We start from the raw sequence: 25,142 nt of genomic DNA, 5'->3' as shown, positions 1-25,142 counted from the left end.
CTCTCCCCTTGCAGTCTTCATATCGGAAGCATGTAATAAATTTAAGTTGGATTTACTGATCGTTGCGATAAGTTGAACTTATGAAGAACCTTACCCTGAAACAGCTACGTTATTTTGAAGCACTGGCTAGAGATGGCCGCTTCCGACGTGCCGCCGACGCCTGTGCGATCTCCCAGCCGGCATTGTCAATGCAGATCAAAGAACTTGAGCAAGAGTTGGGCGGTGAGCTTTTTGAGCGCAACGCGCGTGAGGTGAAGCTGACCGCCTTCGGCCAAAGCGTCGCACTCAGGATCCGCGATATCCTGCGTGGCGTCGACGAACTGGCGGATCTGGCGCGTGCCGCGCGCGATCCTTTCCTGACGCGGCTGCGCATCGGCATCATCCCGACGATTGCGCCCTATCTGCTGCCAGCGATCATCAACGATCTGAACAGGAGCTTTGCCGGCATCCAGATCGAGGTGCGCGAGACGCAGACGTCGAAGCTGGTTCACGAGCTGGCGCAAGGCCAGCTGGACACGGCAATCGTTGCCTTGCCGGTATCCGAGCCCTCGCTGACCGAGCTCGAGCTCTTCCAGGAAGAATTCGTGCTGGTCCGGCGGCCCGAAGACGAGGGCAAGCCGGTGCCCGAACGCGAGGCGCTGCGCGAAATGCGGTTGCTGCTGCTTGAGGAAGGCCATTGCTTTCGCGATCAGGCCTTGTCGTTCTGCAAGATAGGGCCGGCCCGCCCCCGGGAGGTCATGGAAGGCAGCTCTTTATCCACCCTGGTTCAGATGGTCAGCGCCGGTATCGGCATCACCTTGATCCCGGAGATGGCCGTTCCCCTCGAAACGCGCTCGGCGCATGTTTCGATTTCGCGCTTCCAATCTCCGCAGCCGTCGCGAACGATCGGGATGATCTGGCGCCATTCGACGCCTATGGCCAAGCAGCTCGTGCAGGTTTCCGAGGCGGTTCGCCGGTCAGCCGACAGCATGCGCGAACAGTATATCGCGCGGTGATGGAGCTCACATCGCCTCGTCTCAGGATCGCCGTTTGAACGTATGCTCCGCTGCCGGAAACTGTCGCGACCGGACCTCTTCGGCATAAGCGGCGGCGGCGGCCGAAATCCTCTTGCCGAGTTCGTCGTAGCGCTTGACGAAACGCGGGGTGAAATCGCTGAAGAGCCCCAGAATGTCGTCGGAGACGAGAACCTGGCCGTCGCAGGCGGAAGAGGCGCCGATACCGATGGTCGGGATGTGCATGGCGGTTGTCACCTCGCGGGCGAGCGGTTCCACCGTGCCCTCGATGACAGCGGCAAAGGCACCCGACCCGCCGATGGCGTGGGCGTCACGGCGGATCTTCGACGTCTCGTGTTCGGAATGGCCGACGGACCGATAACCGCCTGCAGTCTGAACCTGCTGCGGCATCAGGCCTATATGGCCCATGACCGGGATCCCCCGCTTGGTCAGAAAGGCGATGGTCTCGGCCATCTCCTCGCCCCCTTCCAGCTTGACCGCATCGCAGCCGGTTTCCTGCAGGATGCGCACTGCGTTGCGGAAGGCGATCTCCTTCGATTCCTGATAGCTGCCGAACGGCATGTCGACGACGACGCAGGCCCTGCCGACGCCGCGCATCACCGCCTTGCCGTGCGCGATCATCATGTCGAGCGTCACGCCGATGGTGCTTTCCATGCCGTAGAGCACCATGCCGAGCGAATCCCCGACCAGCAGGAGGTCGCAATGCTCATCGAGAAGCCGCGCCATGGGCGTCGTATAGGCGGTCAGGCAGACGATCGGCTTGCCGCCTTTCATTGCTGAGATGCGCACTGGTGTAAGGCGCTTCTGAATTCCGGCCGCGCTCATCGGGTCACTCCCTTTCCCGGCAATCTCCGCCCGCCGACAACCCTGTTGTTCCCGATCACTCGGTTGTCACCAACAATTCGGTTGTCACTGACGACCCTGTTGTCGAGAAGCCGTGTCGAGCCGAGCCGAACGAAGAGCGCCACGACGACAGGCTCCGCGATCGACGTGACCGGCTGCAGCGTCGAGGCATCCCTGACGGCGACGACCTCGGGCCTTGCCAGAGGCTCGCGGCTAAGAAACGCCGTGAGCTTTGCCTCGAGTTCCACCGGATCGGTCAAGCCGTCGGCGACCAGGCGCTCGGCCTCGTCAAGGGTCTGAGGGACGATCACCGCGGCACGCCGCTCCGCCTCGCTGAGATAGACGTTGCGCGACGACCATGCGAGGCCGTCGCTATCCCTGACCGTCGGCACCGATATCACGCGCACCGGCAAGGCCAGATCGTCCACCATGCGCTTGATGATGACGACCTGCTGGTAATCCTTCTCTCCGAAATAGGCGGTCTGCGGCTGCACAATGTTGAAAAGCTTGCAGACGACTGTGGCGACGCCGGCAAAATGCCCCGGCCGCAGCGCTCCTTCGAGTTCGCGCCCGAGATCGGGAACGTCGACGACAGCAAGCATCGGGCGGGGATACATGCCCTCGACGCCAGGTGAAAAAAGGAAATTGACGCCGGCTTGCCTCAGCATGGCGGCGTCGCGTTCCAGATCGCGTGGATATCTGCTGAGATCTTCCGCCGGGCCGAACTGCAGCGGATTGACGAAAATCGAGACGACGACGATGTCGTTCTCGGCGCGAGCGCGCGAGACCAGCTCCATATGACCGGCATGGAGATAGCCCATCGTCGGAACAAGGCCGACGGTCCGCCCCTGCCGCTTCAGCGCATCGAGCGTGTGGCGCAGCTCGTCAATGCTCGAGAAAACCCGCATATATCCTCCCTGGGCCGGTCACTCCATCTTGGGCGCGGATAAGAAGTGTAATCGATGCGGCAGGTCAATGCATATTCCGTGATAAAAACGATTAGATGAAACGCCAACCGATTACACCGGACCATATCGGCCCCGGGGGAGCGGCTTTTTGCCACCAGGCTCCTGTTCCGCGTCTCACCTGCTTGCAGTGGAACCGACGATGTGCGACTTCCGTTGCTCGCCCCTGTCCGTCAAGATACCATCACAGTCGGTCGCTATGGACGTAACATGGAGGACGCATGGACAAGCCCTGGAAGATCAGCCGCGGACCGATTGCGGCAACCGAGCTCGACGTGGAGAAGGCAAACGCGATCAACACGCTGTTGATCCGGCCGGTTGGCGTCCTTCCTGCCAAGGCGGGAGATCCGGTCCTGCCTTTTGCCGTCGGCCTTTTCAACGAACTCCGCCCGCTCCTGAAGCCCGATGCCGGCGTCACGACGCTCAGGCGGGCGACCGCGGCCTACGTCCACGGCCGGCGCTACTATTTCGCCAGCGCCCAGCCGGATTCCATGCGCCATGACCTTGACGGTGAACCCGTCGAACCACTGTCGCCCGAAGACCGGCTGGTCGCGCAAAACCGCTTCCTGAGCCTCAAGCAGGCTACCGGCAAAGCCGACGCGCCCGAGCAGACAGCACCGGTTCGCGCTCCGCTGTTGAGCAAAAGCGAACAGATCCGCGCAGCCCTCCTCGGCAAAAGGAACGCCGTCAGCTAGAGCCGGCTGACGGCTTTCTCATAGCAGTGTTCTATAGCGTTTCCATTTGGGGTCGGGGGCGCGGAAAACGCGCCCCCGGCTGGCGCCGGCCGAAGGGGAGGGGCAATCGGCCGGGTCAGTTCAACGGGGCTTCGCCTGATGTGATCCGCTGCTCGTTTCCGGCAAACAGGTGAACCGCATCATGGATTGGTGCAATCCTCAGCACCTCGCCGGGGGCGGCCCTGATCCGTTCCCTGAAGACACAGGTCAGCGTCTGCGTCCCCAGCCGGACGATGACGAGCGTTTCCGAACCCGTGGGCTCGACGACCACCGTCGTTACCTCGATGCCGCCTGGGTCCAACCGGATATGTTCGGGGCGAATGCCGTAGATCGCGGCATCTGCCGGACGGCGCTCACTCGGCAGGAGTAGGCCGTCGGCGGTTCGAAACCCATCTTCCGTCATGTTGCCGCTGATGAAATTCATCGCCGGGGAGCCGATGAAGCCGGCGACGAAAAGGTTGTTCGGACGATCGTACAATTCCAACGGAGAACCCGACTGCTCGATCAGCCCGTCCTTCATGACGACGATCTTGTCGGCCATGGTCATGGCTTCGATCTGGTCGTGGGTGACATAGATGGTGGTCGTCTGCAGCCGTTGATGCAATTCCTTGATCTCCGAGCGCATCTGCACCCTGAGCTTGGCGTCGAGGTTCGACAGGGGTTCATCGAAGAGGAAGACGGCCGGGTCGCGCACGATTGCCCGCCCCATCGCCACACGCTGTCTCTGGCCGCCCGACAGTTGCTTGGGGTATCTCTCCAATAGACTTTCGAGACCGAGGATCTTCGCGGCGTTGCCGACCCGCTGATCGATCTCCGTGCGCGGCATTCGTTTCAGCCGCAACGAAAACCCCATGTTCTTGGCAACGGTCATGTGCGGATAGAGCGCATAATTCTGGAACACCATCGCGATGTCCCGATCCTTGGGGGCAAGCTCGTTGACGATATGCTTGCCGATCTGGATCTGCCCCGAGGTGATACCCTCGAGGCCCGCGATCATTCTCAGAAGCGTGGATTTGCCACAGCCGGAGGGACCGACCAGAACGACGAACTCGCCGTCGCCGATATCGACCGAGACGCCTTTTATGGCTTTGAACGCGCCGTAATCCTTGCGCGCATTGTTGACCGAAACATGGGCCATTGCCGTCCTCCCGAAATCGCTGTCAAAGTCCGCTCAGGACATTTCTCAAATAATCAAGACCGAGGCGCTCGCCGTCTTTGCGGGCGGCTAAGTCCCTGCCCGGCCAGCCATAGGCGGCATCCTCGTGTTCGATCGACAACGTGCCGTCGAAACCAGCCCCGCGGGCCTGGCGCAGGAACCTCGGCCAATCGATGAGGCCGAGCCCTGGCAGCTTGTATTGCCACCAGCCCTTGCCGTGATAGCCGACAGCCTGCAGGCTCTCCTTATCGATTGCCGTGTCCTTGGCATGAAGAATGGCGATGCGGTCCTTCACCGCCTCCATCGCCTGATAGGGATCGACGCCAATGCGAATGAGGTGCGAGGGATCGAATTCCAGGCCGAAGCGCGGGTCCCTGATCCGCTGAAAAAGCTCCTGCCATCCTTTGGGTGTCGTTCCGATGAAATTATCCTTCGGACCCGGCCAGTTCTCGATTGCGAAGGTGAGGCCATAGGACTGTGTCTTGGCGATCAGCCCGTTGGCGAAATCGGCGAAGTCATCATAATTGGCTTCGTCGCTTGCCGTGTCGTCCCGGCCCGGGAAGATCACGAAGATCGGGACGCCCGCTTCACCGATCGCGCCGGCAAATTCGGCAGTCCTTTCGCGAAGTGCCTCGCGTTTTACGCGGTCAGCATCGAGCTGATTGCCGAAATAGGTGATCGACGACACGAAGAGGTTGCGGCTGCGTGCGAGCGCGACGGCGGCCTCCACGCGATCCGGCGTCTTGATATGGCCGCCGACATCGATTTCGATGGCGTCGAAACCGGCCGATGCGGCGAAATCCACCACTTCCTCGAAGGGGCGATCGTTGAATGTCGAAGTGTAAAAGCCGATCTTCACCAAAATCCTCCCATCTTCACCAAAATCTTCACTATAATCCGTAGGCCTTGCCGGCCGTTTCAACTGTTCAGGCGATCCATGTTCTTGAGTGGCGAACGTGTGCGTTGCGCAGCGTCCGCCGATGCGAGCATGAGGGCTGCTGCCATCGGCATGACCGCCGCCCCCATGGCCGAGGCATCCTCTCCGAGCGAGGCGCGATGAAGCGAGGGCAGGTTGGTGTCCTCGGCATCGAGATGCTCGTGCACATAGCGCAGCAATTCGTCGACGATGCGGATCGGCAATCGGCCGCCGACCAGGACGGCGTCGGGGTCGACGACCATGCCGATATGCTTGACGGCGACAGCCAGATGCGCGCTCATTTCCTTCAGCCACTGCGACACGAGGCGCTTGCCGTGCGCATCCAGCGTCAGGAGATCGTGGGGAACACTCACCTCGACGCCGTGTTTCGCAAGGAAATCATAGAGGAAGAACAGCGAGAATATCTCGCCGAGAAGCTGGACCTTATGGGCCTTCCCGTCCCCGCCATCGGCAATCGGCAGCCAGCCAATTTCGCCGCTGAGGCCCATGGCGCCACGATGACCGTTGCCGTCGAGCACGAGGCCGCCACCCGGGCATGGATTGATGGCGATGTAGAAGAAGCTGCTGCTTTCAGCACCCAGTCCATAATCGAGTTCGGCAAGGGCTGCGGCATTCGCTTCGTTTTCGATGAAGACGGGATGCTGCGTCAGGTTCTCAAGTGCGGCGCGCACGTCGAATGCTGTCCATTCCTGATAGGCCTTGGGCTTGCCGAGAAGCGAAATCTCGCCAAGCCAATCCGGCATCGCCAGACCGATGCCGGCGAGGCGCGCGTCGTCGATGAGCCGGCTGCGCTGGAAATGCGAAATCGCATCGGCCGTGAGCTGCAGGAATTCCGCCGGCAGAATGAAGCGTTTCTCGTGATGCACGCGGGCGCGGACGTTGCCGACGGCATCGACGGCCAGGATCGTCAGATGGTCGCGATCGATGTTGATGCCGATGGCAAAGCAGGCATCCGGATTGATTTCGAGTTCAATCGCCGGCTGACCTCTCAGCCCATGCCGCCGGCGGGCCTCCATGATCAGGCCCTCATCGAGGAGACGATCGACGATCCGGGCGATCGCCGGTTTGGTAAAACCCGTCCGCCTGGCGATTTCGGCGCGCGAAATCGGCGCCTGGCGATGAATACAGCGCAGAACGATAGCCCTGTTGTGCTCACCTGCATCTTCGACATTGGCGCCGGTCAGATCCGGGGACAGCCTGGCGCCGAGTGTCTGGTTCATGCCCGAAATCCTTCCTTGCGCATAGCCTGAACCGCTCGTCATCCCTTGACCGCGCCGCTGGTCATCGCACCGAGGATCAGCCGCTGGAGCGACAGGAAGGCGACGATCGCCGGAACGACCGCGATCAGGCAGGCGGCGGCAAGCAGTTGGATGGACGAGTCGGTTTGCATGCCGCGGAAGTTAAAGATCCCGACGCCGATCGGCATCAGATCATTTTTCGTGAGCAACAGAAAAGGCACCAGAAATTGCGACCAACCGGCAATCACCGTGATGATGAAGACGGAGGCGATGCCCGGCGCCGACAGTGGCAGAATGATGCGCCAGAAGACCGAAAATCGATTGCAGCCATCGATCATCGCCGCTTCGTCGAGGCTGCGCGGGATGCCGTCGACCGAACTCTTCAGAAGCCAGGTCGCCAGCGGAACGCCAAGCGCGATATAGACCATGACGACGGCAAAATGCGTATCCAGCAGGCCGAGGCGGTTCATGTAGCGGTAGAGCGGCACCATGATGACAAGCGGCGAGATCATCTGGAAAAGCAGCAGCCCCATCATCGACAGGCCCTTGCCCCGGAACTGAAAGCGGGAAAAAGCGTAAGCCGCGGGCAGTGCGACGATCAGGACGCCCAGTCCGCTAAGGGCGGCAAGCTTGAGGCCGTTCCAGAGATAGATCGGAAAGTAGCTGTTGTTCAAAACGGTGATGAAATTGTCGATGGTGGGATTGTTTGGAATATATCGCGCCGCGCCGCGATAGATCTCGCGCTTGTCACGCATCGCCATCGACAGGAGATAGGTGAGGGGGCCAGCGAAGAACACGAACATTACCAGCATGAACAGATAACTCATGGCATCGCCGAGCCGCGTTCCGGTCCGTCCGTTCATTGCTCTTCCTCCTTCGGCAGGAACGACGCATAGATAAAGGCGAGCCCGAGGCTGATGATCAGCATGAGCACGGAGAGCACGCTGCCGCCGGACAGGTCGTAGTTTCTAAAGACGATATTGAAGACGTAGAGTGAGATGACCTCGGTCGCGCGCCCCGGACCGCCGCCTGTCAGCGTGATGATCGCATCGAAGGTATTCACCGTCTGGATCGTAATGAGGATCATGTTGACGAGGATTGCCGCGCGCAGTTGCGGAAGCGTGACGAAGAAAAACTGCTGCGATGCCGTTGCGCCGTCGACCTCCGCCGCTTCATAGAGCGAGGGATCGATCGACTTCAGCGCCGCATACATGACGACCATCGAAAATGCTGTGCCGCGCCATATGTTGGAGATGAGGGTGGACCACGGTGCGATTGCGGGGTCCGAGAGCCAGGCGACAACAGGCATGTGCATCAACCTGAGAATGCTGTTCAGCGCGCCATAAGGCGCTTCGGAAAAGAGCATCTGCCAGATGATGCCGCCGGCAATTCCGGGAACAACCCAGGCAACAAGCGCCGTCGTCCTCAAAATGGTGGTGCCGAACAGGCCGCGTTTTTCACCGCGGATGACCACGACGGCGACCGCAAGACCTAAAATCTGCTGGCCGATGACGCTGCCGCCGACGAAGATCAGGGTCGCCCATAAAATGTCGGGCAGCTGCGGCGAGCTCAACGCATTGGTGATCGACCCCAGCGTATAATCCTGATTGTCGCCGATCAGCGTCGCATTGGTGAATGAAAGCCTGAATACATCGATGACGGGATAAAGATAGAAGATGCCGATGACGATGATCACGGGCATGATCCAGGGCAGGGGCGCACCGGCGAAACGGCGCATGAACGATCTGCTTTGAGGCGGGCTGTCAACCTCGATGGCGATGGGGCTCATTGGGCCTCTCTGTCCGGGGTTTCGCAATGTGACGGCGCCCGGGGGCAGGCGCCGTCACGCTCAGAAGCACTAGAGTCGCTTGTAAGCCTCCAGCGCCGCGTTGTAGGCGGCATTCAACGCGTCTTCCGGCTTTTTGGTCCCCGAGAGCACGTCGCCCATCATGATCTGGATCTGGTTGGAGATTTCGGGATAGATCGGCACACCCGGGCGTGCCTGTCCGTCGACCAGAGCCTTGGCGAAGGTCTTGTTGGCTTCGGTAGAGAAGACCTCATATTTGTCGAACAGCGACTTCCTGGTCGGCAACTGCTGCTGCAGCGCGTTTGCCGGCCCCATATAAACCTCGCGGGCGAGGTTGGCGCACATCTCGACCTTATCCTTGTCCTTACTGAAGGAGGCGATCGTCCAACCGCCGGTGCCGGTCGAACGCTGATCGGCGCTGGGCCCGGGGATCGGCGAGAAGGTCCAGTTGTTGAACTCGTCCTCGTCGAGCGTGGCCTTCAACTGCGCATATTGCCAGTTGCCGCCGATGAAGAGAGCCGTCGTCGCCGCGGCGGCCGCAGCATTCAAATCGTCATAATTCGCGATCGTGCTGACGCGCTTGGGCGCGGCACCCGAATCGACGAGATCCTTGAAATAATTCAGGGCCTTCAGGAATTTCTCCTTGTTCTCGCCTTCGCCGAATACCGGCTTGCCTGAATCGTCGACAAGCTTGCCGCCCAGCGCCCAATAATTCGCGAGCCAGTCGAACGTCGTGCCTTCCCAGCGCCCGCCATTGAAGAGGACACCTTCCATGCCTTCCTTGGTGGAGGCGAGCGCGGCCTTTTTCAGGTCGTCCCATGTCTGCGGCGCGTCCGCAACGATCGACTTGTTGCGGTAGAGCACACGAAGATCGGTATCCCACCACCAAGCGCGGACCGTCTGGTCCTTATCGGTGATGCCGCTGCGGATGAAGGGGAACAGGTCATCCACTTCCTCCTTCGAAAAATACGGCGTGAAGTCCGCAAGAACTTTATTGACCATGAACTGCGAGAGGACGAAGGAGTCGACAGCGGCGCAGTCAGGCGCGTTGCCGGCCTTGGCCTGCTCCAGCATCTTGGCCTGTTCGGTGCCGATGTCCGAGGACATGAATTGCATCTGCAATTTCCAGTCCGGATGCTTCTTGATGAAATCGACGAAGAGCTTCTGATAGCCCTCGGCGATCGCCGGATCCGAATTGTTGGGGCTGTCGTTCGTCAAACGGACGACGAGGGATTTGGGCGCATCGGCAAGGCCGATCCTGTCCTTCGTGGCAAGTTCCTGGGCAAATGACGTAGATGCTGAAAATAACATGGTGCTCAGCGCAAATGCGCTGACGGTGGCGCTCTTCATGATGGGTCTCCTCCCCATTTTGAACGGATACAGCCTGGCGGTCAGTTGACCTCTCCTCATTTCCGTGCTGCATTAATTAGATTAAGTTACTTTGATTTGATGTCAAGCCACAGCTTGTAAGGCCTGGGAGGTTGAGATGCTGGCGACAATCAACAGCAGCTAGCGCACCGTTCCGGAAAATCGAGATCGATTTCCGGAAAAGGATATACGCCGTGAAAGTGATGGAGCGTCCCGCCGCACGCGCGGCGCATCCACCGCAATTTTCCTGAAGAAGAGCACGAGGCAATCACGGATTGCTGCGATGGCGTGAGTGCGGTTTTGCCCGGCTGAACCGTCGCGGGAAGTTAATTCCATGGAGGATAAGATGCGTCTACTCATTCTCGGTACCGGCGGCATGGCCAACCAGCATGCCGCCAACTTCAAGGCGATTGAAGGTGTCAGCGTCGTGGGCGGCGTCGATGTCGTCCCGGAAAGGCTCGCGGCCTTTTGCACCGAACATGGCATCGCCAACCATTTCACGACCCTTGAGGAAGCTCTCGCCTGGGGCGAGTTCGACGCTGTCGCAAATGTCACGCCGGACCGCATTCACCACCCGACGACGCTACAGGCGATCGCAGCCGGCAAGCACGTCTTCTGTGAGAAACCGCTCGCCACCGATGCGATCAAGGCCATGGAGATGACCGAGGCCATCGAGCGATCGGGCAAGGTCGGCATGGTCAATTTCACCTATCGCAATTCGCCCGCCCTTCAGAAGGGCCGGCAGATGGTGCTCGCCGGCGAAATCGGGCAAGTGCGCCATGTCGAGGCGTCGCATCTGCAAAGCTGGCTGGTCGGTCGGCATTGGGGCGACTGGAAGAGCGAAAGCAAATGGCTGTGGCGGCTGAGCAAGAAGCATGGATCCAACGGCGCGCTCGGTGATATCGGAATTCACATCGTCGATTTCGCATCATACGGTTCAGGCCTTGACGTTGCTCATGTCTTCGCGCGGCTGAAGACCTTCGACAAGGCGCCAGGACACAAGATCGGCGAATATGATCTCGATGCGAATGACAGTTTTACGATGAATGTCGATTTCACTGGCGGGGCAATCGGCACGATCCAGGCGACGCGCACGGCGGCCGGACAGATGGATCAGTTGCGCCTCAGGGTCTATGGCGAAACCGGCTCGATCGAGATGATCTACGACACCGGAAAATCGACGCTTCGCGCCTGTCTTGGCGAGGACGTGCACACGGCGACCTGGCGTGACGTCCCCTTCGATCCGGTCGAGACGAACTACCAGCGTTTCGTCCAGGCAGTGCGGGCGGGCAGGACCCAGGAACCCTCGTTCCGGCGGGCGGCCAATATCCAGAAAGTCCTGGACAAAGCGCTGGCCTCCGATCTCAGCCACGCCGATGAAGCGCTCGCCTGAAGCAACATGCGTCAAGCCGAGGCAGGCGGCAGCAGCAAAGTGTTGAGGAAGGGGAGGAGAGCGGCACCGAGCGCAACGCCGCCGCCGCTGAAGCTCGCAGGTTTCATCGGAGAAATCCAGGGCGTCAGCAACGGTCTCGTCGAGGTGTCGCGCCGCTCGATGGAAAGCTGATGGATCAGCGCTTCGATCACGCCCTGCGGCAGATCGCTGCCGATCATGACGACGCTCGGGGCGAGGAAACCGGCCATGGCGATGATCGGGTCGAGCAGATGGCCAGCGGCTTCCCGTATCCATTGCGACAGTAGCGGCGAGGAGATTTCCTCGCCCTTCAGCAGGCTAGTGAACGCCTGGTCGCCGATCCGTGATCGCAGGGATTCGAAACCGACGACGGTATTGAGCTGGACATTGTCGGGACCGGTCAACATTTCGCCGATGCTGCCCGCCCGGCCATGCACGCCGGAATAGGGAATACCGCGAATGAGAAAGCCGGCCTGAACGTCGTCGTCGATGATGATCATCGCAAGTCCGCCTTCCCTGCCGGAGCTTCCGATCGTGCGCTCGGCGAGAAGGCTCGCCGTACACTCGTTCTCGACATAGGGACGCGCGATCGTCGACATCGCGGCGATCTGATCGCTTTGATCCTCCGTCCAGTCGTTGGCGGCGATGCCGAGCCCGATGATCGGCAACGCGGCGTGGCGATCGACCATATCCCTGACGGCCGCATGCACCAGACCGACTTTGTCAGCGGGGTCCAGCTCGATATAGACCCGGTCATGGAGCTGACCACTCAAATCGATGAGTACGGCCTCGCCACGCCTTTGGCGAAGCTTGACGCCGATCGAGAAAGCACCTTCCGGACGCAAGGCAAACTCGGTGGCGGTGGCCCCTCCGCCAAGGCCATTGCGACGGTTGGAGGTGATAAGCTTTTCCTCGGCCAATCGGCGGAGAATATTGGTAATGCCAGGGCCGGTCAGGCCGCTATGACGCCCAAGCTCCATCCGGGTCAGCGGGCCATGACGGCGGATCGCCTCCAGAATGACGCGAATATTCCGGTCGGCGATTTCACCAGACCGCAGACCGACCATTTTGGTGCGCGGGGCGCCCATGTCCGGGGTTTGAAGCCGACGCGGCCCTGACCGAAGATACCGCATGACTGTCTTTCCTAGAGCACCACCTCGGTTGTGTACTTCATCCGCGGGCTATGGGAAAGCCGGGCTTGGCAGCCGCCTTATGCAGCGTCAGACCGGAAACTACACGGCAATCGGAGCTTCACTCTATCGGTCGTTAATAGCTGCAAGGATGATCGTTGCCAAACCCATCGCGGCAGGCAGGTCTGAGCGAATAGTCGGCGCCGGTATATCCAACCGAGCCGGTCTGCATCGAGTCATTCGAGCTCGTCGTGCAGGATGACGACGATACCGCAACCACGATGACGGCTGTCGCGGTTATCAGCAATTTTTTGCGGACTTGAAGCATCCCACCCTCCCCAGCACTGCCTGAAATCTGCCATATCAGCGCAATACTCGGTCAAATAGGGCCGACCGGGGTTTCGATAACTGTTGTTGTCGATCAAGATCTCGTTATTCCGTGAAGGCCCAAGCGTTTCATTCAATAGCTCATCTTGCGCCAGCACAGCAGCGTTTCGCATCCCTTTCCAGCACCCGCGTTGAAGCGGACGATGAGATTTCCAGGTAATCGGGGTTGATATTCGCGTATCCGCGACGGGTTCCACAAACAGTTCCGCCATCGGCGAAAATCTCGACGATTCCGCAATCATGAAACAGACGAAGGTCCTTTCCGTCGGCAAGCTCCGCCACGTAATGGATCGAGCCGTCGTCCTGGGCGAGCCGGATCGAGAGAATACCTCCAGCGACGCAGACCTCGAAGGCAAGTTCGCCGCCCTGCGTTGCAACGACCTTGCTGCCTTCCAGGGCTCCGGAAAGGCGAATTTCAATGGGTGCCATTGGTAGCGAGAATTTGCCGCATTGTTTCTCGACGATAGGGTCAGCGGCAAAGTGATCGTCGACTTCGATCGTCGGCAGCATGCGCAGCCTCTTCCCGTCCTCACTCAAACTTAGAACACGTGGTAGGGACATCTCTCCGGAATAGGCTGAGCCCTCGGGCTTGCGATATTCCCAATTGAAAAGCCAGGCAAAGGCGATCTGGCGCCCTCCCGCTTCGAAACTCTGCATCGCATAATAATCGGTGCCGAAATCCAGCAATTGCATTTCCGGCATGTCGGCCACGAAGCAGTCGTCTATAAACTCGCCGATCAGGGCATAAAGGAGATTGTGGCGCCGTGTTCGTGGCTCGACATGGCCAACAAAACCCATCACCAGAACCCACTTTTCCTCCAGCCGAAAGAAATCCGGGCATTCAACCGCACGCGCGCCTTCCTGGCGGAAATTAGCCGGTGCACGGTAGAGCGGCCTGAGATATTGCCAATCGAGGCCATCGGCGGAGCCAAACAACAACACTGCGGGATCGCCTTCGATCGATGCGCCGAGTATCATGCGATAGGCGTTGGCTGCGTCATCCCACCAAACCTTTGGATCGCGGAAATCGTGCTCGACCCCATCGGGACGCTCTTCCAACACCGTCACAATGCCTTCTGCCTTGATCATCCTCCGATCCGGGCGCGCTATTTTCTGAATTTCCCGATAGCCCTTGAAAAGGTCATAGGCAGGCAGGCGCTCGGTGTAAAAGAACATCAAACTTCCATCTCGATCCCGAAAGGCGTTGCCGGAGAATGCGCCCCCTGTGGCGCCGAGACGCCACAGGTTCTGTTCTGGATGCAGAAATACCGGCATGTGAAGCCAATTGACCAGATCGCGGCTGGTCGCATGTCCCCAGTGCATCGGTCCCCAATCACTGCCGCTCGGATGGAATTGATAAAAAAGGTGCCATAGCTCGTCGATCTTGCAGAGACCTACGGGGTCGTTCATCCAATGCCGGATTGGCGAGAAATGAAGCGCAGGACGATCCGGATCGGACCGAAGCCAATTTTCAATTTCCGCGCCGGTGCGTTGAAGGATCCCTTTTTGCGAGAATTCAAACACTGTTATACCGGTCTCGTGCACGGTTTGAGGCTGATATCCATAGGCCCACAGAACAGCGTCCGGCGCATTGGTGACAATGGTGACCTCGCAAGCTTCCCTGTGGTGATATTTGAAAAACTCCGGATCGATGGCAAATGACCGAACCTGCCAAACCGTTTTCCCGTCAATGTCGATACGAAAAAAGCCGTCGCCCGCGGCCCAAAATTCCAAGTGGTATCCCGAGGGTAGGAACAGGTTTTGCTGCATCAACGGGCCATCTTGCCGGTCCATTTGGTTCGCCATGAACACAACTCCGAATAGTCACTGGATTTTCGACCGACGGCCTAACTATGTTCGGTCTAGTGAAACTCTGCCGACGATTGCCCGGGAACTGGAGTGCCCCTGAAAGCATTCACTGTTCTGTCCATCTCGACCTGTTCGACACGGCCTGAATCTAGAACTGTATTCCGCACCGAACCCCTTTGCACCCGTACTGCCGTTACCTCGAGCGCCTTCAAATTGTCCGTTGAAAGCAATGCGCCCACTTGCGTTGAAAAACACGCGCTGTTTGGTGCGTCGTTGATTTGCGACATTTCGGTTGTGGCCACGATGTGATTATTGGCGATGTAGTTCCCGCTGCCGGAAACGACATTGATGATCACAGGCTTTGCGGCGAGAGGCTTGATATATTGAGTATCGATCGTTTCTGAAATGTGGTTGGCGATGACCGAATTATTGCTGCCCTCAATGCGCAAAAGTCCGAACAGGTCATCCAGGCCGTTATCGTACTTCTGCATGGGCGCCCACGGCTCGCGATCCCGCAGGAAGTGATTTGAGGAAACCAGGTTTTCGCAGCAATTCGCAGCAAAAACCAGCATTCCGGGATAGAAGGAATGGAATCTGTTTCCTGTGATCGAGGAACGCACCACGCCGGAAAAATAGACGCTGCTGGCACCTCGGGGGAAGACGTTGTTTGAAGAGACCAGGATGCCGCCGTAATTTTCAGCGTAGACGGAGTGTCCCCTATATCCGGCTCCGACAAAATTATTCGCTATCCTCGAGGCCTGCCCCATACCTTTCAATTCGATACAGTTGCCGCACTCTGCAATGAAATTATTGTCTATCGCCAGCGCATCCGCGTCATGAACAGTCACTCCATGTTCCAGATAGATAAGGCCCATCCCCGTTATTCGGAATGAGTCATTGGCGCTGCCCACATAGATTCCCGTTTTGCCATTCCTGTAGGTATTTTCCGCATCATTCTGCCCCGAACCGTCGTCCATGAAGTGCAGGCCATCGATGCAAAAATCGGCAAATTCCACAGAGCTTATGCGAGGATTGCCGGTGCGCTTGACGTAGAACGCGGCTCCGGCAGCCTCACCGTCGGCGGCGTCCGGAGACATGTCCACACATACGCGACTTCCGCCCGGCCACACTTCGCGCCACTGTGCCAGTTCGTCAGCAGGTGTGTTGAAACGGATGCTCGAAGACGTAAAGCCATGTCCCGAGCCGACAATCTTCAGATAACTCAGGTCTATCACGACCTGGGTGACAAGACGATAATCGCCTGGCGGTATATAGATCACTGCTCCAGGCTTTCCGCCGTCATTCTGGTCGGGAACCGCTTGCCTGCTTTTAATATCCGCAATGATGCTATTGATGACCGATCCAATGTCCTCATGGGGGTTGCCTGAGGGATATTGTGTTACGTCGTAAAAGTTTTCACTTACCATGGTTCATGTCTCCGCGGCCATTTCCTACGCTACAGCGAGAGTAGACCGGTGTTCTTGATTGGCTTGTCGTGCGCAAGCCGCCTGGGGTTATGCGTTCAATCGGCTCTCTTGTTCGAGTTTGGAGCAGGATCCTGCGCACCATCACCAGATGCTGGTGCGGCTGTCCGGTTCAAAGAAATGGAGTTCGTCGGCATCGACAGCGATGCGCGCGATGTCACCTGCGCGGACTGTGCTCTTCGGAGAAAAGCGGGCTACAGCAGCCTTTTCGTTGCCGATGTCGGCGACGGCGTCCGGGTCGCCGGCATCCACCCGGGTGGCGTCGATATTCAGATGCACCATGGATTCAGAACCTAGCGCCTCGACAAGAGTAACCGGGGCCGAGATCTCGGCCGAAGAGGGCCGGATTGCGGCGTCGTTCATATGCTCGGGCCGGATACCGACAATGACCTGACGGTTGGACGCACCTTTGAGCGAGGGGCGGCCTTCGAAAACCCGGTCGGGGATTTCTAGGCTGTTGCTGCCCAGGGTCAGCGTCCTCCCATTCAGAACGGCCTCGTACAAATTCATCGAGGGCGATCCGATAAAGGCGGCGACAAAGACATTGTCAGGACGATTGTACAGGTTTTGCGGTGTGTCGACTTGCTGCAGCACACCGCCTTTCATGACAGCGACGCGGTCACCCATCGTCATCGCCTCGACCTGGTCGTGGGTCACGTAAATCGTCGTGACATTCAGTTTTCTCTGGAGACTGGCGATCTCGGCGCGCATCTGCACGCGCAGCTTGGCATCGAGGTTCGACAACGGTTCATCCATCAGGAAGGCCGCTGGTTTGCGGACGATCGCCCGTCCCATGGCGACACGCTGACGCTGGCCTCCTGAAAGGAGTGCCGGCCTGCGGTCGAGCAAAGTCGTCAGTTCGAGGATGCGGGCGGCTTCGTCTACGCGGCTGGCAATCTCGGTCTTCGGCAGGCCTGCCATCAGCAAGGGGAAGGCAATGTTCTCCCGCACTGTCTTGTGCGGGTAGAGCGCATAGGACTGAAAGACCATGGCGATGTCGCGATCCTTGGGATCGACATCGTTGACTAACCTGTCACCGATTTTGAGTTCACCGCTCGTAATGCTCTCCAGGCCAGCGATCATCCTGAGCGCCGTCGATTTCCCACATCCGGACGGGCCGACGAAAACCATGAACTCGCCATCCCTGATGTCGAAGCTCAGATCGTGCAGAGCGTGAAAGCTGTTTCCATAGACCTTGTTGATATTGCGCAGTTCTATGCCGGCCATGCCTTTGCCTCCCTCATCCCTTCACAGCGCCGAAAGTCAGGCCGCCGACGATTTGTTTTTGCAGTGCGAGCGTTACGATGATGACCGGCAGCGAGTAGAGGACGGCTGCGGCGGTCATCGCCCCCCAGGCAAGCCCGTAGACCGAATTGTATTCGGCGATGACGATCGGCGCCGTTTTGGTCGCCTCCGATGTCAACAGCAGCGCGTAGAGGAACTCGTTCCAGCTTGTAATGAAGGTAAAGAGCGCGGTGACCGCTATCCCCCCTGTCATGACCGGAAGCACGATCTTTCGAAATGCCTGGAATCGCGTGCAGCCATCCATGCGCGCGGCTTCTTCGAGCTCCTTCGGTATGCCCTCGAAGAACGCGGACATGAGCAGCAGTGCCAGTGGTACCGCGGCCGACGTGTGAGCGAGCACCAGGCCTGGAATGGTATCGAGCAGACCCAGAGACTTCAAAAGCTGGAACAGCGGCACTCCGAGCGCCACCGACGGCACCATGCGTGTCACCAGGGCGAAGAGCAGGAAAATGGTGGTGATCCGGCGCCGGTACTGCGTGGCAACGTAAGCGGCAGGCACGGCCACCGAAAGCGAGAGAGCCGTCGTCAGCACCGCGACGGTGAGGGAATTGACGAAGGCTCTCGGCAAAGTGGAGGATCGCAGCACTTCGCGGAAGTTCTCGAACGACACAACGGCCGGAAAGAAGCTTGGCGGGATCTGTTGGACATCAGCCGCGGGCTTGATGGAGGTCATCAGGAGATAGATGTAAGGCAGCGCGTAGGATAGCACCAACACGAGGGCTGCCGCGTTGATCAGGATTCCGCTGAGATTGGGGCGGGGAGCTCTACGCATGGACCGGCCTCCATATCTTCCAATAGGCGACTGCCGCCAAAAGCATCATGACGATGAGGAACAATGTTCCTGACGCGGAAGCCTCGCCGAGATCGCCGAACCGAACCATGCGCTGGTAGATGTTCATCGAGAACACTTCAGAAGCGTGACTGGGACCACCCTGCGTCTGTATCCAGATCAGGTCGAATGTCTTTGCAGCATCCACGCCCCGCACGATCACCACGACGGCGATCACCGGCCGCATGAGGGGAAGGGTGACATGCCAAAAGCGCTTGAGCGCATTCGCCCCGTCGATCCGCGCTGCCTCCAGCAGGTCTTTTGGGATGTTCGTCAGCCCGGCATAGGACACAAGGGCGACAAAGGAAGTCGTCAGCCAGATGTCGGCAAAGGAAACAGAATAGATGACGATATCTTCGCTGGACAACCATGCGATCGCGTCTGGTTCGCTTATCAGACCCAAACGGACGAGCCCGTAGTTCAGGATGCCGATATTGCCGACGAGCAGAAATCGCCAAAGTAGACCCGCGACGATGGGCGGAACCATCAGCGGCAGAGCGAAGATCGTGCGATGCCACCGCGATTGACCGGCAAGCGCCGAAAAAATCAGCGCCGCACAGAAGCCGAACGTGAACTCGAAGAACAGCGCGAAAAGCGAATACTGAACGGTCCGCAGAGCGCTTTCCATGACACGTTTCGACGTCAAGGCATCGACATAGTTCTGCAGCCCGACCCATTCGCGAATATGGGGCGTGATCGTATCGACCTTGAAAAAGGAATCGAAGACCAGGAGCCCCACCGGGTAAGCGACCAGCACGCCGAGAATGGCGACTGCAGGCGCGAGCATGCAAAGTACAAATCGGTCTTCACCCGACATGTCCGTCTCCGAAAGCTAAGGGTGGGGCATATTTTGCCCCACGATGTGGAGGAATGTACGAGGCTAGTTGAGAATGTCCTCGATCGTTTCCTTGGCTTCCGTCAGGACCTCCCCGATATCCGCCTTGCAGGTGAGTGCCTGCTGGATAGCCGGCAGCACAGCTTCATCGACGATTTCCTGATATTTTTCATTGATCGGCCGGCCCTGGGTGGCAGGCGCGCTCAGCGTCTCAAGAAGTGGGGGGAAGTGCTCATAGCCGGCCTTGCCTGAATAGCTGCGATAGGCGGAATTCGTCGCGGCAAGACCGAGGGGAGCTTCGATACCCAGGGCATTATTGGCGATCGCAAACGAGATGAATTTTTTCGCTGCATCCTTGTGCTCGGATGTCGAGGGAACGACGTTGTACCAAGGGCCAGGAACAGCTGCGATCCCGGCGTCGCCGGTCAGCATTGGTACCACGCCGACCTTGCCGCTGACCTTTGAATCCGGAGGCGTCATCTTGTAGGCGTGCGTCCAGAACTTCATCATCGCTGTTTTGCCCTGATAGAACAGGTTCTGCGCCTCGCCCCAGCCGATTTCGTTCACATTTTCCGGAACGGAACGATCAATGCAGTGTGGCGCGATGTAGAATTCCAGTGCCTTTTTGTGCGCCTCGTTGTCGATGATGACCTGCCCGTCCTTATCGAGGATCACCCCTGGCGAACCCGCTTGCAGCACATGCGCCATCCATTCCTCTGAAAACGTGCCGATGGTGTCGGTGCCCCAGAAGTCGGTCTTTCCATCGCCGTCAGTGTCACGCGTGAAGAATTTCGCAATGTCGCGCCACTGCTGCCAGGTTTTGGGCGGCGCGAGAGGATAGCCATACTTCGCCTGAAAAGCCTCCTTTTCCTCCGCCTTATCAAACAGATCCTTGCGATAGAACACGATCTCGGCATTGGCCCAGGCAGGCATACCGATCAGTTTGTCACCAACCTTCGCATCGGCAAGCAAGGAAGGCGGTAAATCCGCGCGAACCGCATCGGTGAAAAGAGCCGAGAGATCCTCGACGTGGCTTGCAAACTTCGCATTCCACACGACGTCGATCGTCACGACATCGAACGCGGAAGAGCCAGAGGCGATTTCGGCTGAGAATTTGTCAAAGACACCCTGATAGGGAACGGTCGTGAAGTTCACCTCGATGCCTGTTTCGGCAGTAAACTTCTCGGCGACCGCCTTCTGCAACATTTCGCCGCCGCCTTCGACCAAGATATTGATGGTTTCGGCATTGGCAGTGGCGGTTATGAAAACAAGCGCAAGTGCGCTGGCACCAAGCAATTTCTTCATCGATTCCTCCCATGTGGCCCGCTGCACTTGCACTGAGCCCTCCTTCTTGCTGCGAAAGTAGTCTTCGTATGACGACGTTGTCAATACAGAATGACGACGTTGTCATAAAAATATGTCGACGTTGTCATGCGTCTGGTTTAAAACGAATCCGGCAAGGAGATTGGCGTACATGGTCAGCATAATCAGCGTCGCGAAAGTGGCGGGAGTTTCCAACAAAACTGTGTCTCGCGTCATTAACGGCGAACCATATGTGACCGAGGAAACCAGGGAGAGGGTCGAAAGGGCAATTCGAGACCTCGGATATGTGCCCAATATGGCCGCGCGCCAAATACGCTCAAGTCGCTCCAACACATTTGGTATCATCGCTGACTACGTGTCGACGACGCCTTATTCCGTGGATATCGTTCGCGGGATCCAGGATTGGGCCAATGCCAACGGCAAGACCATTCTGATGGCAAACACCGGCGGTGCGTCCGAACAGGAAACTAAAATTTGGAAAATGTTCCAATCGCACCGCATTGACGGTGTTCTCTACGTAACGATGTACCACCGCATCGTTGACCCCGAAATCGGCGACGTCGGCATCCCCACAGTCATGATCAACTGCCGACCAAAAACGAGCGAGCTGTTGCCGTCGATCGAACCCGATGACTATCAGGGTGCGCGAGATCTTACCCGCTATCTGCTTGAGCGGGGTCATCGAAAGATCGGCTATATCCGGCTCAATCCCATTTTATTGGGGGCGGAACTGCGCCTCGATGCTTTCCGCAAGACCACCGGAGACTTTGGCCTTTCGGAGAGTGACCTAAGTATCCGTCTAGGCATGGAAGGACCGGTAGGAGCAGAGAAGAATTACGTTTTTGCTGCCGCCACCGAGATGCTTCAACAAAGGGATCGACCGACCGCAATCATGAGCGGCAACGACGAAATGGCGATCCAAATCTACATCGCAGCCATGGCATTGGGTCTTCGGATTCCCGAGGACGTCAGTATTGTCGGCTTTGACGATTTCCGGACGGTTTCCCTGGCGCTGAGGCCGGAGCTGACCACTGCCGCTTTGCCGTACTATGATCTCGGTCTGCAAGGGGCGGAATTGTTGAATAGCGTGGTGGCGGGAAGCGAAGCTTGCCCGAGCAGTCGAGTTATGTCCTGCAATTTGGTGGAGCGACTTTCGGTGTCCTCCCTGTAATCTGACCTCATGCACAAGAGCTTCTGGTCGAGCAAGCAAGCTTTTGCAAAGACATGGCGTGACGGTGACAACCGTAAACCGGGTGCGGTTCGCTTCTTCCGGGCTTGACGCCAAATCAAAGTTACTTAATCTAAGACTCTGCAAGCCTGCTTGGAGGAGGGGCCGGGCAATCGCGATGTCGGTCGCGCCATCTTCATCTCCCCCATAACCATGACCACGACCCCAAAAGCATGACGATAAGATTGTCAGCCGTCGATTTTCAACAGGATAAGCCATGCCTCTGACCATTGCCCAGCGCCTCGATCGTCTTAAAGTTCGCATTGCCGAATTGGCTCATTGGCGGGATCGACAAAGTGCTGCGATCGACGGCTGGACTTTCGAGGGCGAGCCGATCGAACATCACCAGGATTGGCCGCACCGCCAGGGGGTGGTGCATTTTGCCGTGATCGCTGAAGCGCCGGAGGCGTGGCCTCTCGAGGATATTCGCCTGCAACTCGATCTTGGTGGCGAGAGCCTGATTACGCTGAGCTACCCCGACGGCGAGACCGAAACATTCGGTCTCGATCCTTATCATCAGGAATTCCCGGTAAAGGGCCGCCGCTTTTCGATCGCAACCGAAACCGTCGCCCGGTTTCCATTCGGCGAGCCCAATCGCGCTCCACGGCTCAACAAGGCCCGATTTATCTGGCTCGATGGTCCCGCTCATCGCATGCATCTTCTGCTGAAGCAGGTTGCCGAGGCAATCGAGGTGCTCGGCGAGCATGAAGTCGTGCCGCATCTGATGGATGCCGCCGAGCATGCGTTGCGCAGCCTCGACTGGCCGTCGGATACGGCGGCCTATATATCCCGCACATCCGGCGCCGTCATGCAGCAGAAGATCTGGGAACTGCCGGAGCTTGAGGTTAATCCGGCAGGCCTCACGGACGAGCAGAGCGGCTCGGCAGCCACGGCCTTCGAGGCTCTGACGGCGCGGTTGAAGGAGTTGCAGAAGCGTTTCCCGCCGAACGGAGAACTGTTGCTGACGGGCCATGCGCATATCGATCTCGCCTGGCTTTGGCCTTATCGCGAGACGCGGCGGAAAATGCGGCGCACCTTCAATACGGCGCTGTCGCTGATGGAGCGCTCCGACGATTTCCGCTTCAATCAATCGACCGCTCATTATTACGCGCAGATGGAAGAGGAAGACCCCGAGCTTCTCGAGCGCATCAAGCAGAAAGTCGCGGACGGAAAGTGGGAAACCGTCGGCGGCATGTGGGTGGAGCCCGACACGAACATGCCGACCGGCGAAAGCCTCGCCCGTCAGGTTCTCTATGGCCAGCGTTATTTCGAAAAGACCTTCGGCACACGCCATACTGTCTGCTGGCTGCCGGACTGCTTCGGCTTTTCAGGCGCGCTGCCGCAAATCTTGAGGCAGGGCGGCATCGACAGCTTCTTCACGATCAAGGTCAACTGGAGCGAGACCAATCATATTCCATCCGATCTCTTCTGGTGGAAGGGCCTCGACGGCAGCCGGGTGCTGACCCATACGTTCGACAATCCGATGCAGGGTTATAACGGTTTCGTGCAACCCGATTGCTACGTGCCGACATGGAAGAATTTCCGCGGCAAGACGCAGCACGATACCTCGCTGCTGGCCGTCGGTTATGGCGACGGCGGCGGCGGCGTCACGCCCGAGATGGTCGAGCGCGAGGTGCAGCTACGCGATTTCCCGGCTATCCCGCAGGCACGCTGGGGCACCGTCAAGAGCTATTACGAACGGGCGCACCGCACCGCAGGCGAAAAGAACCTTCCGGTGTGGGATGGCGAAATCTATCTCGAACTGCATCGTGCGACGCTTACGTCGCAAAGCGGCGTCAAGCGCAAGCATCGCCAGGCCGAACGGGCGCTGATCACCGCCGAAACTATCGCTTCGCTGTCGCATATGCTCGGAGCAGGCAGGCCGAAAAGCCTCGAAGCGGATTGGCGCGTCGTGCTGAAGAACGAATTCCACGACATTCTGCCGGGCTCGAGCATCCGCGAAGTTTATCAGGATGCAGAGCAGGAACTGGACGGCGTCATTGAACATGCCAAGGCCGAACAGGCGGGGGGATTGCAGGCGCTGTCGGCCAAGCTGCCGAAGGGCGGGGTTGGCGATGCCCTCGTCGTCGTCAATCCGTCTCTTGCGGCCAGACCGCTTAGCGCAACGCTCGCCGACGGCACGGTCATTGCGGCCGCCGATCTCGTTGCCCCCTTATCCGTCGCGGTCTTCGACAAGGGCCCGCTCAAGCCGGCAGGCGCACTGAAAGCTGGCCCCGACCGTCTGGAAAACGAGTACCTCTCGGTCTCCATCGGCAAGGACGGGGCGGTTTCGAGCCTCCTTCACAAGGCCACGGGCCGGGAAGCGGTCGACGGCTCGGCAAACCAGCTCTGGGTCTATCCGGCCGACAAGCCGCGCAACTGGGACGCCTGGGACATCGATGCGGATTATGCCGAAAAGGCCGTCCGCCTCGATGCGCCTGACAGTATCACCCTCGTGGAAGAAGGGCCGCACCGCGCGGCGATCCGCGTCGTTTACCGCTACCGGAATTCGAGCGTCACGCAGACCTATGTGCTGACGGCCAACGCCAGGCGGCTCGACATCGAAACGACGATCGACTGGCATGACCGCCGCACCCTGCTGCGAACCCTGAACCCGGTTGCCGCGCAGGCCCGCAAGGCGACCTTCGAATGCGCCTTCGGCATCGTCGAGAGGGCAACGCACACGAATACGTCCTGGGAGCAGGCGATGTTCGAGGCCGTCGCGCACCGCTTCGTCGATATCAGCGAACCGGACTTCGGGGTCGCGCTGCTCAACAATGCTAAATACGGCCATAGCGCCCGCGGCAACGTGATCGGCATGAGCCTCGTGCGCGGGCCGATCTATCCGGATCCGCTGGCCGACGAAGGCGAGCAGAGCTTCACCTATGCGCTGATGCCGCATGAGGGCGCCTGGCATGAAGGCGGCGTCCTCGACGAGGCGATCGATCTCAACCAACCGCTCGTCGCGGCTGAAGCGAGCGGCCTCTCCGCCGGCACTTTCGCGCCGCTTGCGATCACCGGCATCCCCGTCGCTTTCTCAGGCCTGAAGCCGGCGGAAGAGGGCGATGGGCTTATCCTGCGCCTTTACGAACCGGCCGGCCGGCGCGGCAGCCTCGCCCTCGACCTGCCTTCCGGATGGAAGGCATCGCAGCCGCTGAACATTCTCGAAGAGCCGATGGAGCGGAAGGGACCTGCCGACATCATGCCGTTCGAAGTCAGGACCTGGAAGCTGCAGAATGGCTGATCTTCCTTTCCCGGGAGATCCCGCCTCACCGCTTCGATGCCGGGAGGCGTTGCGGGTCTCACCATAGAGCAAAACCCGCTTGGTGGGACAATCTGG

General features: G+C 59.0%; 22 protein-coding genes. 5 read left to right on the top strand and 17 right to left on the bottom strand.

Annotated features, from left to right (window positions below):
* The first annotated feature begins 80 nt into the window (after positions 1-80).
* Positions 81-995, top strand: a complete 915-nt coding sequence (locus AC245Y_RS25600) for a hydrogen peroxide-inducible genes activator (RefSeq protein ID WP_003562320.1) — start codon at positions 81-83, stop codon at positions 993-995.
* A gap of 21 nt (positions 996-1,016) precedes the next feature.
* Here AC245Y_RS25600 and panB read toward each other — a convergent pair whose 3' ends face one another.
* On the bottom strand, positions 1,017-1,838 hold the full coding sequence (panB, locus tag AC245Y_RS25595) for a 3-methyl-2-oxobutanoate hydroxymethyltransferase (RefSeq protein WP_003562321.1): 822 nt from the start codon (positions 1,836-1,838) through the stop codon (positions 1,017-1,019).
* A complete protein-coding gene (gene panC / locus AC245Y_RS25590) occupies positions 1,835-2,764 on the bottom strand; it encodes a pantoate--beta-alanine ligase (protein ID WP_017996074.1) in 930 nt (309 codons plus the stop codon). The genes panB and panC overlap by 4 nt, the downstream gene beginning before the upstream one ends.
* 278 nt (positions 2,765-3,042) lie before the next feature.
* Between panC and AC245Y_RS25585 the strand changes: the two genes are divergently transcribed.
* Positions 3,043-3,516, top strand: a complete 474-nt coding sequence (locus tag AC245Y_RS25585; RefSeq protein WP_017996075.1) for a ProQ/FINO family protein — start codon at positions 3,043-3,045, stop codon at positions 3,514-3,516.
* 115 nt (positions 3,517-3,631) lie between these two features.
* On the opposite strand, the gene AC245Y_RS25580 is transcribed toward AC245Y_RS25585, so the two are convergent.
* From AC245Y_RS25580 to AC245Y_RS25555, 6 genes are all read right to left on the bottom strand, one after another.
* Positions 3,632-4,693 (bottom strand): ABC transporter ATP-binding protein, encoded by a 1,062-nt coding sequence (locus tag AC245Y_RS25580; RefSeq protein WP_012755201.1) that lies wholly within the window; start codon positions 4,691-4,693, stop codon positions 3,632-3,634.
* Between the two features lie 22 nt (positions 4,694-4,715).
* Complete coding sequence (locus AC245Y_RS25575; protein ID WP_026157572.1) at positions 4,716-5,570, bottom strand: sugar phosphate isomerase/epimerase family protein; 855 nt, start codon at positions 5,568-5,570, stop codon at positions 4,716-4,718.
* A 59-nt stretch (positions 5,571-5,629) separates the two neighbouring features.
* Positions 5,630-6,868 (bottom strand): ROK family transcriptional regulator, encoded by a 1,239-nt coding sequence (locus AC245Y_RS25570; protein WP_003562326.1) that lies wholly within the window; start codon positions 6,866-6,868, stop codon positions 5,630-5,632.
* 38 nt (positions 6,869-6,906) lie between these two features.
* Complete coding sequence (locus AC245Y_RS25565; protein WP_012755199.1) at positions 6,907-7,749, bottom strand: carbohydrate ABC transporter permease; 843 nt, start codon at positions 7,747-7,749, stop codon at positions 6,907-6,909.
* Positions 7,746-8,675: a carbohydrate ABC transporter permease gene (locus AC245Y_RS25560; protein ID WP_017996078.1), complete on the bottom strand. Its 930-nt coding sequence runs from the start codon at positions 8,673-8,675 to the stop codon at positions 7,746-7,748. Before AC245Y_RS25560 ends, AC245Y_RS25565 begins: the two co-directional genes overlap by 4 nt.
* A gap of 69 nt (positions 8,676-8,744) precedes the next feature.
* Complete coding sequence (locus AC245Y_RS25555) at positions 8,745-10,043, bottom strand: type 2 periplasmic-binding domain-containing protein (protein WP_003562329.1); 1,299 nt, start codon at positions 10,041-10,043, stop codon at positions 8,745-8,747.
* Positions 10,044-10,407: 364 nt separating this feature from the next.
* Here AC245Y_RS25555 and AC245Y_RS25550 point away from each other — a divergent pair, with 364 nt between their 5' ends.
* The gene (locus AC245Y_RS25550) at positions 10,408-11,454 is read left to right on the top strand and encodes a Gfo/Idh/MocA family protein (RefSeq protein ID WP_026157573.1); all 1,047 of its coding nucleotides are present in this window, start codon (positions 10,408-10,410) and stop codon (positions 11,452-11,454) included.
* 11 nt (positions 11,455-11,465) lie between these two features.
* Here AC245Y_RS25550 and AC245Y_RS25545 read toward each other — a convergent pair whose 3' ends face one another.
* The 9 genes from AC245Y_RS25545 to AC245Y_RS25505 form a co-directional block, all read right to left on the bottom strand.
* Entirely contained in the window at positions 11,466-12,605 is a 1,140-nt protein-coding gene (locus AC245Y_RS25545) for an ROK family transcriptional regulator (RefSeq protein WP_017996081.1), read from the bottom strand.
* A gap of 133 nt (positions 12,606-12,738) precedes the next feature.
* A complete protein-coding gene (locus AC245Y_RS25540; protein ID WP_012755195.1) occupies positions 12,739-12,930 on the bottom strand; it encodes a hypothetical protein in 192 nt (63 codons plus the stop codon).
* The gene (locus AC245Y_RS25535; RefSeq protein ID WP_164902314.1) at positions 12,839-13,027 is read right to left on the bottom strand and encodes a hypothetical protein; all 189 of its coding nucleotides are present in this window, start codon (positions 13,025-13,027) and stop codon (positions 12,839-12,841) included. The genes AC245Y_RS25540 and AC245Y_RS25535 overlap by 92 nt, the downstream gene beginning before the upstream one ends.
* Positions 13,028-13,070: 43 nt before the next feature.
* Complete coding sequence (locus tag AC245Y_RS25530; RefSeq protein ID WP_032996967.1) at positions 13,071-14,759, bottom strand: glycoside hydrolase family protein; 1,689 nt, start codon at positions 14,757-14,759, stop codon at positions 13,071-13,073.
* A gap of 92 nt (positions 14,760-14,851) precedes the next feature.
* The gene (locus AC245Y_RS25525) at positions 14,852-16,225 is read right to left on the bottom strand and encodes a NosD domain-containing protein (RefSeq protein ID WP_017996083.1); all 1,374 of its coding nucleotides are present in this window, start codon (positions 16,223-16,225) and stop codon (positions 14,852-14,854) included.
* A 141-nt stretch (positions 16,226-16,366) separates the two neighbouring features.
* The gene (locus AC245Y_RS25520) at positions 16,367-17,509 is read right to left on the bottom strand and encodes an ABC transporter ATP-binding protein (RefSeq protein WP_012755192.1); all 1,143 of its coding nucleotides are present in this window, start codon (positions 17,507-17,509) and stop codon (positions 16,367-16,369) included.
* 13 nt (positions 17,510-17,522) lie between these two features.
* Complete coding sequence (locus tag AC245Y_RS25515) at positions 17,523-18,359, bottom strand: carbohydrate ABC transporter permease (RefSeq protein ID WP_017996084.1); 837 nt, start codon at positions 18,357-18,359, stop codon at positions 17,523-17,525.
* The gene (locus tag AC245Y_RS25510) at positions 18,352-19,233 is read right to left on the bottom strand and encodes a carbohydrate ABC transporter permease (protein ID WP_012755190.1); all 882 of its coding nucleotides are present in this window, start codon (positions 19,231-19,233) and stop codon (positions 18,352-18,354) included. Before AC245Y_RS25510 ends, AC245Y_RS25515 begins: the two co-directional genes overlap by 8 nt.
* Before the next feature lie 63 nt (positions 19,234-19,296).
* A complete protein-coding gene (locus AC245Y_RS25505; protein WP_017996085.1) occupies positions 19,297-20,556 on the bottom strand; it encodes an ABC transporter substrate-binding protein in 1,260 nt (419 codons plus the stop codon).
* Positions 20,557-20,725: 169 nt separating this feature from the next.
* Here AC245Y_RS25505 and AC245Y_RS25500 point away from each other — a divergent pair, with 169 nt between their 5' ends.
* Positions 20,726-21,745: a LacI family DNA-binding transcriptional regulator gene (locus AC245Y_RS25500; RefSeq protein WP_012755188.1), complete on the top strand. Its 1,020-nt coding sequence runs from the start codon at positions 20,726-20,728 to the stop codon at positions 21,743-21,745.
* Positions 21,746-22,019: 274 nt separating this feature from the next.
* On the top strand, positions 22,020-25,046 hold the full coding sequence (locus AC245Y_RS25495) for an alpha-mannosidase (RefSeq protein WP_017996086.1): 3,027 nt from the start codon (positions 22,020-22,022) through the stop codon (positions 25,044-25,046).
* Positions 25,047-25,142 lie beyond the last annotated feature (96 nt).

It is taken from the genome of Rhizobium sp. SRDI943, from assembly GCF_057653695.1.
Note: the sequence above shows the minus strand (reverse complement) of the source record. Positions and strands in the feature narration are given on the sequence as shown.